1 protein-coding gene (cut by both window edges) is annotated in these 16,113 nt (G+C 66.1%); it reads right to left on the bottom strand.

All 16,113 nt of this window come from inside a single coding sequence — locus ACFVMC_RS28830, glycerophosphodiester phosphodiesterase family protein, on the bottom strand. Of the gene's 116,319 coding nucleotides, 31,672 precede the window and 68,534 follow it; the stretch shown corresponds to coding positions 31,673-47,785, spanning codon 10,558 (partial) through codon 15,929 (partial); the first complete codon in reading order (the gene reads right to left) occupies positions 16,109-16,111. Both codon boundaries (start and stop) fall beyond the window edges.

Below are 16,113 nucleotides of genomic sequence, written 5' to 3'. Positions count from 1 at the left end.
CGTCACAAACCACACCGACTGTGATCCGCACGTCATCGAGAGTGATCGCTTCCCCAGCGGCACAGGAATCCTGGTTGACCTTGTGATGGAGTCCCTTCGGCGCTCGACCGATGTCCGTGACAGTGACGGCCGAGCCGATGGCGCCGACCTGTCGCTGCTGGCGCTTCGGGGAAAATGCCAGCTCCAGGTAAGCGCGGATCTTGTCTCGCAGCATCTGGCGCGGATCGTGCCCGGATCGCAGCTGCTCGGCCGTGAACACGCGGGTGGCGTTCGGGTCGAGGACAGCCTTCAGATACTCGAGTGTCGCCTCTGCTCGAGGTGCGAACTTCCACGGGATCAACCGGGCCGGATCCACGCCCAGTGCTCGCAGCTCATCCTCCGCAGCGCCAATGGGATCGCCCGGCTTGCCGTTGATCCAGCGATCATCGTCGACCCACGTATCCCCGGACGATGCCGCCGATGCTTCGCCGGCGCCATCGTATCGCCAGAGCGGTTCCTGTTCTCCGGTCGTCGATAGCAGATCGACCGAAACGGCCATGCCGGACCGCGCAACGATCATTTCTGGAGAATCGCCGCCGCTCTTGCGGTGTCCATGTTGCGCATCGGAAAGCTTGACGCTGAACCTCTCGCGCCCCGAGTTGGAAACACCGAACAGCACGTGGCTCTCGAGGAGCATGTCCATCAACAAACTCAAATCATTGATGTCGTTACCATTCCAGCCACTGTCCCAAGTCACCGACAACGAATGGGCGTCGTCGAACCGTAGCGTCAGCGCCAGCCCGCGCTCACTCTCCACACGAACCGCACGTCCAGATGCGGCGCCCAGTGAGCCGGCATCGGGGACACCGACCACCGCGGCTCCGGCAACAAACATCACGCACATGACCAGGTCTCGAACCATGCGTATTTCGGGCGGTGTCAACCCCCATTCGGCCAGGGCGGGCGTCATCGGTCCCTCGTGCGCCGCATCTGTGGCCTGTTCTATCCGCAGGCTCCGTTCGGTGAAGCCTCGCCGAGGATCGAGGGTTTCGGCGTCGAACATAGTTTCGGCCGGTGCCGATGCCGGGCTCATGGCGTCCGGAACGTCCGACTCGATATCATCCTCGCCGTCCGAATCGACGAACATCTGATCGTCCAGAATTCGGCCCTTGAAGAGCTCGACAATATCCGCGCGCATGGCTTCGGCTGTCGGAGTTCCGGCCTCAGGCGCGATCACACCACTAGCGGTTCCGGTGGGCCCGACCTGCACATCGATTCCGGCGTAGTCGGATCCGCAGGTGTTGCGGTACGAATACCCGCCGTCGGAGAACCATCCCACCGACCACTCGCCTGGGCCGGACAGGCTGATCGTCACCATGTGGACGCCGCCACCCTCGGACACCTCCACCGACAACTCGCCACCGCGGGCTCGGATCGCCGCGTTGGTCGGCTCGTCCGCGAAGTCGATGATCTGCTCGATATCGTCGTCGTTCGCCCAATCGGTTTCGCGCAGCACCCGTTCGATCTCGGCCCGAACCGGGCTGTGGGTGGGTGGTTCTTCAGGGCCCGCTTCGTTCGGCAGGTCCGAATAGTGGCGCGGGCCCCAGCTCTCGTCCGCGTCGCCGACGCCGATGTATCCGTTCACCCGGGCTTTGGGTGCCAACTGCGCTCCCAGCGCCTCGGCATCCGCGATCAGCTCGTCGAGGGCGAGCGCGCCGCGAATCCGATCGTCCGGTGCGGTGCGACCGAGGGCCGCCAGGTCGGCGGCCAGCTGGTCGCGGACGCGGGTAAGAGCGGTTTCGAGTTCGGTGGACGCCGAATGGTAGGGGTCGACGGAGTCGTCCGGCAGCAGACGCCGGTCGGCGACCTCGCGGTTGGCTGCGGTCGTGGGATCGTCTTGTCCGAGAAGCATTCCGAACTCGTCGACTACTTGCTGGTCGGCCCGGCCCGCCAGCATCGCGCGGTACTCCCCCGACAGGCGCGTGTCCCAGCCGGAGAGCTTGGCGAAATCGTCGATCGCCGGCCGCCCACTCGGAGGGTTGCGGCGCACCTCGAGTTCCTGTTCGAGCCGTTCGATTTCGCGCAGGCCGGCAACAACGTACTCGAAGGTCGCGCTGCTGTCGGCCTGCAAAGTCGCACGGATTCTGCTCAACCGGTCAGTCGGTCCGGTGGAAGATGCTGTGTCGGCCGGGGATTCGACGAGGAACCCGCCCAGCAGGTCGAGGTAACCGGCGTCGATACCGGCCCGGTCGAGCACCGCGCGCAGCGTCTGCGCGGCGGTGGCGGAATCAGGCACTTCCAGGGCGAGTCGATACAGTTCGATCGCGCACAGGCGGATCGCGCCGGTGAACTCACCGAGCTCATGCAGACGGCCGAGCATCGCGCCGAACATTTCGACGGTGGCCTGGACGGGGTAGGCGAACAGGCTGTCTGTCGCGTTCACTCCGGCCAACAGTTGTGCCGCGCTGAAGATCTCGGCTGCGGTGGGCGCCACGACTCCGGACCGCAGGTCCTCGAGCAGTCCCTGCGCGCGATAGATCGTCGCGAGATGGGTGCGGAGAACCTTCTGCTCGGACTCGGGCCGAGCGTCGATTTCGGCGCGCAGCTCGTCATGGAACACAGCCGCCGGACCGAGCCGGACGATCCCTGTCGCTCCGGCTTCCCAGACCCGGACGGCTCCCGCATAGCGCGGCGTGGCAGGTGAATCCGCTCCGGCCGCGAGCGCGGCGGCTGCGGACGAACCGACGAGACGGACCGGCGCATCCGGGCGGAATTTCGCACTGAGCCGATCGTGGATCTCGAGAATTTCGGGCGGGATGGGCCGGCTTACGATGTGCCCGCTGCTCGGGCTTTCGACCAGCAACTGCACTTCGTTCAGGAACACCGTGTGGATCTCGCGGTGATCCGGGTGGTCGGACGGGCCGCTCGGCATCCCGCTGTGCAGGTATTCGGCGACGGAAACGTCTTCGGAGACCACGGCGATGTGATCGAACTGCGGATACCGCTTCCGCGCTGTGCCAAGCACCCGGAGTCCGTGCGTCGGCCGGGTGAACAGTATGAGATTCATACCTTCGAGGTCGTCGACGCTGCTCAGCTTGTGCTGCTCCATGAACATCCGCACGGCGTTGTCGATGTTCTGCAGGGTGTTCTCAGCGCTGGGTTCCACGAGGATCTTCCGTGCGAAACCCTCTGTTGCCCGCACGAAGAACTCAGCCGTGGCGGCCTCGCCGGCCCAACCGGAGACAACCAGCCAAGTGCCGTCGAGCTTGTTAGCAACAAGGAACTTTCCAGCCGCGACCGCTAGACGCTTGGGCCGCCTATGTCCGGCCAGAATCGCGAGTTTGTACTCCTGCTGAGGATCGAATGCTCGCATCGGATCGAACCATGGCGAGGTCGGATCGTTGCGCAGATAGGCCCACAGCGTCTCGAAATCACGCTTCGCCTGGTCGATTTCGGACGGCGCGTACTGCGTCGCCAGCCAATTCGCGAACCATGCGTCGTCAACGTCACGTTCCGCCGCCCGGCGGCGAGTCAGATCCGAGGCCTGGTCACTGTCGACCCGGCCGTCCGGGACGTAGGAGCGTCCATCCACCCGCACCAGCACCGGCCCGTCGTCAGCACCGGAGCTGACCGATATCTGCAGCGGCGACACCGCCTTGGTATCGACCTGGCAATACTCGAACTTGCCGGGCCACGCAACCAGGTCGGCATGCTCGCCCCTGGCCAATTCCGCGGCCAGTCGCAGGGCGAAATCGACCTCGCCGAGCGAGGAGGACACCACCAGTCGTTCACCCTTGATCGGGTCACTCTCGACCGACTTCGCGAACGCCGACGCGGGTACCGACCGGCCTGGTGCTGCCGGACCAGCGTTCTCGTCGCTCGGTGGATCCCAATCACCCTTGATAGCGGTAACTCCGGCGCGTGCTTCTATCACCGACCATTGCTGCCAGGCTTCGGGCGCGATGTGGTCCTTGACCATGCTCTCGACGTCACCGTCGACCGACCATTCGTTGCGGCCGTTCTCCGCGCGGTCGATGACGATTCGGACAGCCCCGTCCGGGTTGGCGATATCGACGCGCAACGAGCCACGAGACGAGATCCGTGCCCGCACCTTTCCGCTGCCCGAACCCAGCGCCGTGTCGGCGATACCGGCCAGAATCCGGCCGATGCCGTCGTCGATTCGGTTGGCACGGAACCACTTGCGCAGATCTCTGGTCGTCTCCTCGACCGCGACTCCGGAGAATCTGGGGCCGAATCCGCGTCGGCCGCGGGCCACACCACCGGATACTTCGGCAAAGAACCCGTCGACCGCGAATTCGAATCTGTAGTTCGTAGTTCGTCCGTAATCGAGAGTTCCAGTGGAGAACCTGTCCGCGCGCTCCAACAGCTCCAGCAGATCCGAATGCGCTTGAAGTGCAGTCACATCCGAGGCAATCAGGGCATCGAAACCGTCGACGGCCGTGTTGATGCGCAGCCTCGAGTCCCCAAAGGGCCTGGTGCTCAACGTCGCCCGGGTCCCTCCGGCAGCGAGCGCGGCGGCCGCCTGCTCGAACGCACGCACCCGAACCTCGGCCTCTTGCGCACGCGCCTCAGACTCTTGCGCACGCGCCTCATCCCCCTGCGCACGCGCCTCATTCCCTTGCGTACGCGCCGCATCCCTTTGCGCACGGACCTCGGCGGCACGCACCTCGATCGCGGCGGCGAGTCTTCCGAGCGCTTTCGTCAGTTCCCCGAGCAGATCTGCTGCGGCGTGTACGTCGGGGTGATCCTTTCCAGCTGGAAGCAGTGCGCCGAGCCACGCACGCAACTCGAGGACATCGGGCGAGGTTTCGCCGTGCACCCAGTAGACGTCACTGGCCAGCCCTTCCGATGCCGGGTACACGCCGTACACGTAGTGGAGCCCTGGCGGTGACACGGGTTCTTCGGCCGCAGTCGGATCAGCTGGTTTCCGCTCACCAGTAGGGGCGACAGTGATCCGATGGTATCCAGATGTCCATTCCACATTGACGAAGGCCGGGAACCCTGCCTGTCCCCATGCCTGTAGCTGCTCGAAAGCCGGGGTGAGGTTCTGCTCACTGCCCCAGCCGGTGGTGAGCGCCGCCCAGTCCATCGCCGAGCGAGACGGCACCGCGGTCCAGTCGATACGGAACCACTCACGCCCGACGTATGCCACGGTGCGGCGCACGCCGTCCTGTTCGACGGTGATCTCCAATTGCGGGGTGTCAGGATCCCGCTGCTCCTCGGGGTTCAAGTCCTGCAACTTGATTCCGATTCTGTCGACGTCACCGTCTGCGACCGACGCGACGAGTCGCAGTACCGAATCGACCGCGTCGGGGAGCAGGAGGCGGTTCAGGTGCTGTCGAAGAACAGGATGCGCGTCGTGCGCAGCATCGGACGCCTCCGTCGAACCAGGCCGCGCACCCAACCACCGCGCCGGGCGGTCCTTGCCGGCAACCGCTCTCGACATCTCCCCCTCGGCGAGCGGACGCTGCCGCTGCCGCTGCGAGTCGTAGGCGATGCGGTAGAGCTTCTTCGCGCCCGGCAGTTCCATTCCGCGCTGGTACGGATACTCGTACGCCGTGCCGCCGACAGTTTCCCGGACCATCAGAGGGCCTGCGCCGTCCCGGAACAGCACCACGATGTGGACATCGGTGGACAACACGTCCGTATCGGGCTCGGCGTAATCTACACCGACAACTACGACACCGTTCGGCGGGACCCGGTCAGCGATCGTGTCCAAATCGTCCAGGCCATCGATGTGGTTGCCGGACTCGTCGACTTCTCTCGGCAACCAGTCATTTCCGAGCACCTCGGGCAATGCATAGGCAGTCGGTCCACCGAATGTGTCGGCCTCCAGGCGCTCGGGCGCACGCAAGGCGATTCCGGTCTTCTCCGCGACAGTCCACGCTCCGTCCACGGCGCAATCCCGAGGCCGCTCGGCCCGCAGACCGGCCAACCGCTCCTGTTCGGTCGGCGCGCGCCGCACGATCTCGCTCGGATCGACACCCCGGCGGTAGATTTCACCGCTGACGACATCCGCGAGGATCTGATCGATCACCGTGTCGCTGTAGACGACCGTCGCCGCGTGGTAGGCGGCGTCCTCGGCCAGTTCGCGCCGAGTCCGGTCCACATCGTCACCGTCCGCGCCGGCCAATGCCACGGTGCGCTCGAGCGCCTGCACTTGGCGCTGGTTGGCGGCTTGCCGCTCCCGCGCCAGCTCCACCAGCCGGCGGGCCGTCCGGTACACCACGCGGATACGTGAAAGTTCCTCGGCGAAAGCCGAATTCAGGATCTCCGACCTCGGATCGGCTTGCGCCGACAGGTCGGCCAACTGAGCCGACAGATCGTCTGCCAGCTCCGACCAGTCGTGCCCTCTCCGCCGGTCGGCGGGGTAGGGCAACGGCTCGCGTCGAACCATGTCCCAGATCTCGACGACCCTCTGGTCAGCGTTGCGCAGGGCGTCCGCCAGCGCTCCAAGACCTGTCACCCGCCCTGATACGCGACCGAGATCGGCCAAGCGGTACAGCTCCGCCAGCTCACGCGGCAGCCTTTCCGGCGGCGGCAGAACACGGTCACTGTCCATGCGCGGTTCCGAATTCGACGCCTGCACCGATGCGGAACCGATTCGCCCGTCCGAGGGATAATCGCCATCGAGCTCGCCGCGACCACCGGAGTCGAGTCCAGTCAGTGTGATGAACCAACGGCGGTCTATCGGCGTGGTGGCCCGTCCGCTCTGACTCGGAGGGCGATGCCCCGCGTCATCGGGACCGCGACGCGGCCGGTTGCCGTCAGGGGACCACAGGCTGCCGAGACCTGGCCGGACGCCGGTGGTGTCGTCAGCGGGGCCGAGTGCGGCGAGGCGGCCGTCCGCGAGGGTGCGACAGTAGACGACAGGTGTGCCGGCGCTCAGCAGCTCGGTCAGTTCGCTGCTGGCGGAGCGCAATCCGCGCAGGTCGTCCCCGTCACCGTCGACCATGACCAGAGCGGTCTGGTCACCGTCCCCGACGATGCCGACCCGATCCGGAATCAGCCAGCGGCCCACCCTGTTCGCGTCGATGACGGCCGCGTAGACCGGGTCGATCGGCTGGCCGTTGACCGTGCCCTCGAGACGAGGCCAGTCGACCGGACCGCGCATGGTCAGGTCGAGGGTGAGTTCGCCTCGCGACCGGTTCCGCTCGACCTCCAACGACGTTCCCGGCTCCAGATCCAGGGCCGCCCGGAATCGGTCCAGATGCGCCTGGACGCGCCCGTCGAATTCGGCGAGGTAGCCGCGGCCGGCGACGACGTGATAGCCCAATTCCCTACCGCGCACCGTGAATTCGTACGTCAGCTCCGGTCCGCGCAGGCTGATCCGGAGTATTCCGGTCTCGTCACGCGAGATCGACACGGTGTCGGGGGCTGGATCGGCGGTCATCGTGTCAGTGACCAGGTGCGTCAGCACGATACGGAGATCGGCGGGAACGGTACTGCCGGACAAGGCATCACGCAGGTCGAGGAGGACCTGCCGCGGGGTGGGACGGCCCGGCGCCGCCTCGGTCCGCCGGTACAGGTCGTCGAATCGGTCAGCCCGGATCAGACGCCGTTGCTGCCCGATGACCGGATGGTCCTGGGCCACCACGGTGACGAACCAGCTGCCCTGATCCCCGAAGGTGTCGACACCGTCGACTCGAACCACCACGGGGTACCCGGTCGGGTTTCGGAACGCGCGAAGTATCGTCCCCTCCGAGCCGGTGTAACAGGCCGCCGATTCGAAAAGTGCTGTCCAGGTAGGCGAATTCGGATCCACCCGCAGGTAGCTGACACCCTCGTGGACAACGAACTCTCCGTCGCGATCGAGCGTCGGCGCAACCGCTGGACGCTTGTCCCTGTCGGCGATCGGGCTCGCAGACTGCGCCGAGTCGAGCTGGTCGCCATCAAGCGTCGACTCGGCCGACTCCCCGCCCGGTTCATCTAGGGCTTCGAGAAGCTGCCGTGCGCGCCGACTCAGCTCCGCCACATCGAGATTCGGGCGCGACGGGTCGTAATCCGCGGCATCGCGACCTTCGTCATCCACCTGCCGCGCTGTCGAGTTCAAGCCGAAGATCGAGGCGTCCACTCCGAGCCCCGTCAGGTTCGCCGACGATCGGTCGAGGACGTCGATCAGCTCGGCTCGCAACGCACCGTGCAGATTGCGCAACGCGTTCAGCAGGAAAGGCTTGTCGCCGACGAAAGCGTCGACCAAAGCCTCGATTTCGCGGGTCTCGGTGTCATCGGCGTGATTACCGAAGATCACGTTCCGCACTGCGCGGATCCGATCGGCGAGCCGACCGATCTCCCGGAGGGAGTCCAGAACGGACGCCTCCTCCAGCGCAACGGCTTTCGCGATCCGCTCGTCGACAGCGAGCAGTGCACGGATCTGTGGATCCGTCCTCGCCTCCAGCTCGGTCCAGCCTGAGACGCGTGGCTGGTATCCCTCGAGGGCCGCCATATCCACGGCCAGCTGTTCACGCACGTGGGTCAGCGCGATGCCCAGTTCGGCGATCGCGTCGACGCGATCGTCCAGAGCAAACCGCTGCTCGGCCTCAGCCGCCGACGAGACACCTTGTCCGAGAACACTTCTGAATTCGTCGAGAACGCGGTGGTCGGACCGGCCCGCCAGCATCGAACGGTATACCTCGGACAGCGGGACAAATTCAGCGGGAAACTCGGCGAAATCATCGATCGCCGGCCGCCTGACGTCCGTGGCACCCTCGGCGGACTTCTCCATCACCCATCGATCGGACCGTTCGGCGTCCGCGTCGAGAGCCTCGATCGCGCGCTCGAGCCGGTCGATTTCCCGAAGACCGGCGACCACGTGGTCGAGCGCCGCGCCACCTTGTGCGACGAGTTCCGCGCGGTATCGGAGCAACCAGGCCAAAGACCGCGCCGCGCCTTGCTCTGAAGCGGCATCCCCGTGGGGTATCAGCGATTCTTCGAGCTGGCGGATATCTTGGGCGAGCTGCCGCTCCCACAGCGCCAACACCCGTTGTTCCTCTTCGAACGCTGGGAACTCCGAAAGATCCGCATCCTCGACGGGGCGGTTTCGTACCAGCTCCAGATCTTCTCGGGCGCGGACCAGTGCGGCCGCGCGTTCGGCCGGGCTGCCGTGCTTCGCGATCGTCCGGTTGGTGACGACACGCCACTTGACACCGGATCGCTCGAGTGCCGAGCGCAGCTGGTCGCTCGGCTCCTCGTGCAGGGCGACGTAGTCGATGTCGTCGAGGGTGAGGTCACCGTGGATCTGTATCTCGACAAAGTTCTGGGTCCGGAACCATGGTCGGTGTGGGTCACGACCGAGCCCGTCACCCAGCGACGCACCGTAGGACCATTCGCGCGGGTCGGTCAGGGGCGAGGGCAGGGTCCGGCCCACGTCCATCAACGAATCTCCGACGGTGAACGTGGAGCGCTTGCGAACCCCAGGCTTCAGAATGATCTGCTCGCGGCCGAAACTACTCAGCTCACCTGCGTAGATCTGCTGCCCAACCGGGCGAACTCCGTCGATGGCCACATATCCATAGATCGGTTCGCTTCCAAACCACTCGTTCTCGGCACGGGCACGATGCCCACCAGGCATACGCCGGGATGTATATCTCCCCTCATCGAGCACGGAAGCCAAGGATCCGGCGTTGATTCGGATAGCGAGCGGTTTGTCGTGCAGGAGAGTACGCAGCTCGTCGCGCATCTGAGCTCGGACTTGGTCGACGCCACGACCGAGCGAATTCGCCAGCGCTTCGATCCTGAGGTCGATAATGACGTACTGCTCCAACAGGGAAAAGACTTCCTGCTGCACCAATTCGAGCTCGATCGGAGTCGGCCCGCGATCTCCGAACCTCCGCCGCAGCATCGCCTCGTACAGTCGCCTGGCTCGATCGAGGGTTCGGCGATCGGGCGGCGAGGCCATCAGCGAGGTCGTCGATTCCGGCTCGACGCCCGGTTCAGTGATTCTGGCGCGCCGCACTGGCAACGCTTGCGACAGGTATGGCCTTCCCAATGCCGCCTCGGCCTGGCGGAGCGCCAGCTCACGCAATCCGTCCCGCTCGAATTCCTGCACCATCGCACGGGTGTACCCGGTTTCGGCCATCGTCTGTCGAACGGTCTTGCCTTCGAGATGCCGCAGTCGCACCACCGGCTGCTTGACGGGAGGCAGGGTCCGGATCAGTGTGCGAATGGCGGGCAGGCCTACATCGCGTGCCAGGCGGGTCGGGCGGTGTCGGCGGGGGGTGCCGTCGGCGTCGGGGGCGATATCTTTCACGGCGGCGCGAATCGCCGGATCGTCGCCCTGGAAGACGTAGCTGATGTCGTGGCCGTTCAATACGGCCACCACGGTCTCGACCAACTCCCGCGCCTCGGCCGCATAATCGGCCTCGGTACGAGTTCCGGGGGGCCACGCAACCGGCACCTCCAGGGTGACGACCAGGGTGGCACGCAGACCCGACAGCAGCCGTGCCACCTCTTCCATCGGAACGGGGCGCAATCCCTCCCTGTCATAGGCATAGATCACTGGGAGCCCGTCGGCTGACAACCGCCCCCGCACCTCGTACACACCCGACTCGTGCCGATCGAGTTCTTCCTCGCGCCTCTCGATTTCACGCCGGACATCCGGTGTCGTGATGAGCAGCGGCACATCCGCCGGGTTCGGTGACGTCCTGGATTCTGCACGGGCGGGGCGGCGCCGGGCGATGTCCCCGGGCGGTGTGAACTCCGCCGCGGCGTTGTGCACGCTCGATGGGGAGTTCGTCACGAAACGGGTGATGCCCAAGCACATCCACCGGCGCACCTCGTCGACGCTGTCGGCGCGGACCGTGACCGGCATACCGCGGGCTGCCACCAAATCCCCGGTACTCGGCGCGTCCTCGAAGAACACGCTCGTCGCCCCTGCCGCGCGCACCGCGGCCATGACGCCATCCCGGCTCCGAGGCCCGAGCCAGGACTTGTCGGCCGTCTCGCGCCGGACGAGCGCGACCCGGCCGGGGACATCTGCGCCTTCGACCAGTTGCGCCGCGTAATGCCAGACCCTCCAGTCGAATCCGGCGAGTTCGTAGGATACCGACGACCCGTCAGCCCCCGCCTTGTCGATGACCGACGAGACGAACCGTTCGACGTCCCGGTCGCTCCATGTCGGGTCGACGTCCAGGATCGCCCGAGCCGTCACGGGAGGCATGGCACTCGCCAGCTGCGCCGCCAGCTCGGTGAACGGAACCACCTGCACAGCCGACGACTCGACCGTGGCCGAGCCCGCTTCGACCATCGTCTCGCCGGGGCCGAAGTACGCGACCAACCGGTGGTCGGCGTCCAGGGCGACCCGGAACGCGATCACGTCCGCGCCGGCCGCGATCGCCGCGGCCACCTGATCCGCGGATTCCAGCGCGTCGGCGACTGTCGTCACTCCGTCGACCCGCAATGCTTCGATCTCGGCGGCCTCGTCACCACCGTCGGCGGGAAGATCCGCGGATGAGTCCGATACTCCGTCGCTGTCGGTGGCCTTCCATCCCCCGAATCGATCCGGGTTCGGCTCGGCCCCCTCCTGGTCGCCCGCTGGATCATGGGTATCCGCAGGCGCAGAACCGTCGAGCTCGCCCTTCGGCGGTTCCTCCGGTCCGATACCCGCACCCGCGACCAACCGGTCGCCCGTCAGCGGTTCGGAATTCGGATCGCCGAGACCCGTGCGCACCACACCCGCGCGGAAGACTGTCGCGTAGGTTTCGGTCGGTTCACCGGAGGAGTCGACGCCTAACAGTTCACCGCGAACGTGGTCGCGGGCAACCCAGCGGTTACCGATCCGCTCCTGGGCGATCCAGCGGTTGCCGATCCGCTCCCAGGCAATCCAGCGGTTACCGATCCGCTCCCAGGCCAAGACGCGGCCGCCGGGGAGCTTCATCCAGGTCCAGGAGTGGAAGTCGACCCCGCCCAGCGGATCCGGGTGCAGATCGACGACGAAGGCTACATCGCCGGGTGCGAGGGTGTCGGCGAGCACGTCATGCGCGGACTTGCGCTCGCTGGAATCGGCACCCGGTTCACGGTCGCCGTCAACGGGCTCGTCGTCCTGTGGGAGGAAACGTTCCAGTTGCGCCTGAGGGTTTCGCAAACGCAGGCGGTCGAGCACCTGGTCGACGGTCTCACCGGCCACGGCCGACCCGAGGTTTCGCGACGCGTCCACCGTATCGGGTTGCATCGCGTTGATCACGACGCAACCGTTCTGCGCGCAGGTGCCAGGCAGGTCGTCCGCGTCCTGGGACGACTGCCAGGGCGCGCTGCCGTCGTCGGAACCGGCGGCAGCCGACGATTCGAGCTGTCGCAGCGCCAGCTCGTAATGCAGGGTGGCGAGTTCGTTCTCGGTGTTCGCTTCAGCGAACGCATCCTGTGCGGCGGCGAGAGTGGCGCTGTCGAGTACCGACACCCCCGTAACGGCACTCGGCTGATGTTTGCGCAGCCAGTCGACCATTCGGCGGTCCACGTCCGGCCCTTCCCGTCGCGCGATATGCGACGGGCGGGAACTGATACCGGCATATGCTGCGATGAACGCCCCGTCAGGGCGCTGGCGCACTCGCTCGACGATCTCCGTGGGCGTGAATGGGGAGGGCCGAATGCCCGACAGCAGATCGGCGGCACGAAGCAGGACAGCCCGGCCCACCGAATGAGTGCCGATCTTCTCGACGGCCAGCTGATCGGTGTCGATCGCTCCGTTCAGCCACCGGGTGAAGACGACGGACCGATCCCCGTCGAAAACCTCCGCGATATCGGCCAATTGAGCGGCACCACCGGCCCGGGCGGTGGCGAGCAGCCGCTTGGCCGCGTCCACCCGGAACGAGGCCGCCGACCGATTCGCTGATTTCGGTGTCGGCGCGACATCCGGTCCGTCGGACTCGGCCGATCGCTCCGCCTGAGCGGAGTGCGCCGTCACGGACACGCCCGGTCGTTCGAGCCCATCGGCGGTCGCGACAGCGGCGGTGAACGCCCCTGCATCGGGAGCGAGGCGCAGAGCAATCGGCTTGCGGTCGGTGATCAATTTCTCGACATCAGATTTCGCATCCGCGGCGAGCTGCTCGGCCCCGCCGATATCGCGGAGCTGATCGACCATGCCGTCGAAGAGCCTGCGCACATTGTTCGCGCGTTCCTTGACAGCCGACCCGGTCCAGATCTTCGTCTGCCATGTGCGCTTGCCGGGTGTGCCGCAGACATCTGCCTGGAACCAGGGCCGCTCCCCGCGCGGCGCGAAAAGCAGTGATACCTCACCCGATTCGGTTCCCGGGATGATCCATACGTCCTGAGCGCCCTTGGCCGCGCGGCGCCCGATATCGGCGGCTGCACGCAATGCGCGGGCGACGAACTCCCGGTCACCGGGCAGCGAATTCGCTACTCGATCGATCTCTTGGTCCAGGATGTCGCGATCTGGAATCGAGCGGGGATCCAGGGGGAATCCGACTGGCTCCGGCCCACGCCGCTGGTCGATGTCGGTGGCTGTGTCGAGCCGACGCCGGATCTCGTCGACAAGCGGCGATGAACTGTCGCCGGTGTCACCCGAAGGAGCTGCGAGGTCGAACTCGAACGACCAGCCCGTGTCGGTAGCGGACACGTTCATCGGCCGGGATCCGGTGCGGACGGCCGCGTCCTCGATGTCGGCTTCGGTAGGTCGGCCGCGACTCCAGCCCAGCTCGATCCGCAGTGCGGGGCCGTGTTCGCCAGCAACAATCTGGGCGCGTGCAGATCGCTCGGCCGTCTGATCGCCGAGCAGATCCGCCACCAAGGTTGACGCGGCGGCGACGATGGCATCGTCGGTGTTCTCGGATACCAGTGGGCCCAACCAGTCGGCCAGATGTTCCGGCGTCATCGAACGCCGACGTTCGAGACCTGCTCGTGCGGTCCCGATACCACCGTCACGACTGTAGTCGTAGGCGAACGTCAGCCCGATTCCAGCATTCCACTGCCAGCCCATGGCGTCTTCGCTGACCTGAGCGGCAATGTCGATCATGCCCTGGAAGTTGCGTGGCGGGGATTCGCGCAGCCGGTCGAACTCAGCGGGCAGGCGCTGCGCCCAATCCAGAAGTACGGCACGTAGTTCCGGCGGCAGATGGCTGCCGACAGCGACGAGCTGCTGGCCGACGATGTCGGCCGCCGCCGGGTTCGCCACTGGGACACGGTATTTCAGGTCCCACCTGCGTGAGCCGTTCTCGGTCGCATCCAGGAACGGTTGGTACCCGCCGTGCGACACCGTGAGATTCGTGATGGCTGACTCGTCGCCGTGGGTGACCGTCAGGTTGCCGGTGACGCCGGTCAACCCGTGCCGGGCCAATTCTGCTGCCACCTCGATGACACCGGGGGTGGGTCCGGGCAGCGCCCGGACCCGCGTCACAGCCGCGTCGACGTCGGAGTCATTCTCGACGTGGGCGTCGGTGCGCCAGTGGTCACCGGCCCATTCGATGCCCGCCGAGAAGAAGAGCGGCGAGACCTTCGTGTACCCGCCGACCGGGCCCTCGAGCTTGAAGAAATCGACCTTCTCGAACCCGAAAGCGTGCCCGACCCGGCGTCCTGTGAAGGTTTCGAGCGCCGATTTCTCGTGTGCGGACCGGCGCATTTCTGATTCCGCACCGGGGATCTCCCCGGCGTTCGAAAGATACGCCTGCAATCCTGAATTGAATCGGTCCAGATTTCCGGGAAGGTCCGGCTTCCAGGAGTCGTTCACGGCCCGCACCCATGGTCGCAGCGCGTCGGCCATCTCCTCGTACATCACCGAACCCGATGGTGTAACGCCCTCTTCGGCCTCGATCCTGACGTCGAGGGCTCCGCCTCGCCGAACCTGGGCGCGGATTCCCTTGAACTTTCCGTCCGTCCCGTATCGGTTCTCATAGGTCGCCAGGAACTTGCCTCGCACGTCGTCGAATGCCTCGAACCACAGGACATCCCCGTCGATGCCATTGGCAAAGCCGACCGCCTCCAGCATTGCTGTGAGCTGGGCCCGGTCATTCTCGAGGAGTCCCGGCACCGGCATCTCCACCCGCAGCCGGACCGGCTCGTCCGAGGTCTCCACCATCGCTGCTGGGCCCCCGGCACTCGTGGCGGCCAGCTCGGCCCACCGAGTCGCGACCGCCGCCGCGACAGCAACCTGACGACGATCGACCCACTCCGCCATCCGGGTTTCCACCAGCGACGTCAGCGTGCTCGGCTCGGTCGCATACCCACGTTCCGGTTCCAGAAGTTCCGGCCCGCCAGCGGACTCGCGATATTCGTGCCGGTCTTTTTCCGTTGTGCCCTCATCGCGGCCATTTTTTTTGTAGGACCGAACCAGCGTCAGAATGCGATCCGACGGCGGACCCGACACATGGATCGCTGACAAACCGAAGTCCATCCACGCCTCGAACCACCGATTCACGTTCGCCACTTGGTCGGGGTTCTGCGAGTCGGCGAACAATTGCCGCCATTGAGCGCGTCGCCTCGCTTTCGTCGCGGACGGCAGCCCCGGCGTGCCGTAGGTATGCGGCTTGTCGGGGTAGGTGATCGTGAGCTGGCCCTGCTTGGCTTCCAGATCGAGCAGCGACTCCGTCGCGTCGCCGTTCACGATTGAAATGGTCCAGAACAACGAGTCTCCGGAACGCCGGAGACTCAGACGTCCGCCGGCGGACAACGTTCCGGTGACTGTGACCGCCACCGCCCGGCGCGTTACCTCGTCGATCCCGCCGAGCAACTCGGCGAGTTCGCCACCGACCGCTTCGGCGGCAACCTGATCGCCCGGCGCCACGCTTGCCTCGATGCGCCCGGCGTACGGCAACGCCACCAATCCCGGATTGTCCGCGCCGCGCGGGGGCGGGAATGTCGACTCGCGGTACTCGAACGGGAACTCGTGTTCCTGGTGCTGCAGGCTACTACGCAACACAGTTGGCTTGATGCCGTCCAACTCGACGGTCAGGGCCACCGGTCCCGCCGCGGCGTCGAAGGCGCGGGCGGTATCCCTCCGCCACGCCTTGTGCGCATCCGCCGCCAACGGTGTTCCGGTCAGCCAGGTGCTCAGGTAATCGTCGACGATCTGCTGCCAGCCGTCCGCGCTGCTCCGCATTTCGTACCGCAGCCGCGAAACACCCGGTTTCCCGGACAGTTCCACAATGTGTTCCGGATCCGAACCGG

It is taken from the genome of Nocardia sp. NPDC127579 (assembly GCF_042672005.1).
GTDB lineage: Bacteria > Actinomycetota > Actinomycetes > Mycobacteriales > Mycobacteriaceae > Nocardia.
Note: the sequence above shows the minus strand (reverse complement) of the source record. Positions and strands in the feature narration are given on the sequence as shown.